General features: G+C 65.1%; 1 protein-coding gene. It reads right to left on the bottom strand.

Annotation, left to right across the window (positions count from 1 at the left end; all coding sequences use genetic code 11):
• Positions 1–707: electron transfer flavoprotein subunit beta/FixA family protein (locus AB6724_RS21825; RefSeq protein WP_369340628.1), on the bottom strand; the 707-nt coding region annotated here is incomplete at both ends.

The following is a 707-nucleotide window of genomic DNA, read 5'->3' on the forward strand; positions in this document are numbered from 1 at the left end:
GCTTCGTTCTTGAGCTTGTCGACCAGGGCCGCCACATCGGCCACCTTGACGCCGGCGCCGCGCTTGGCGGGCTCGGCCACCTTCAGGGTCTTGAGGCGGGGGGTCACGTCCACGCCCAGGTCTTCGGGCTTGAAGGTGTCGAGCTGCTTCTTCTTGGCCTTCATGATGTTGGGCAAGGTCACGTAGCGCGGCTCGTTCAGGCGCAGGTCGGTGGTGATCACGGCCGGCGTGGACAGGGCCACGGTTTCCAGGCCGCCATCGACTTCACGCGTCACGTTGACCTTGTCGCCGGCGACTTCGACCTTGGAGGCAAAAGTGGCCTGGGGCAGATCGGCCAGGGCCGCCAGCATCTGGCCGGTCTGGTTGGCGTCGTCGTCGATGGCCTGCTTGCCGCAGATGATCAGGCCTGGCTGTTCCTTGGCGACCAGGGCATTGAGCAGCTTGGCCACGGCCAGGGGCTGCAGCTCGGCATCGGTCTCGACCAGGATGCCGCGGTCGGCACCGATGGCCATGGCCGTGCGCAGGGTTTCCTGGCACTGGGCCACGCCGCAGGAGACGGCGATGACTTCGGTCACCACGCCTTTTTCCTTCAGGCGCACGGCTTCTTCGACGGCGATTTCGTCAAAGGGGTTCATGCTCATCTTGACGTTGGCGATGTCCACACCCGTGCCGTCCGACTTCACGCGGACCTTGACGTTGTAGTCCAC

Origin of the sequence: Comamonas guangdongensis (assembly GCF_041079535.1) — a bacterium.
Lineage (GTDB): Bacteria > Pseudomonadota > Gammaproteobacteria > Burkholderiales > Burkholderiaceae_C > Comamonas > Comamonas guangdongensis.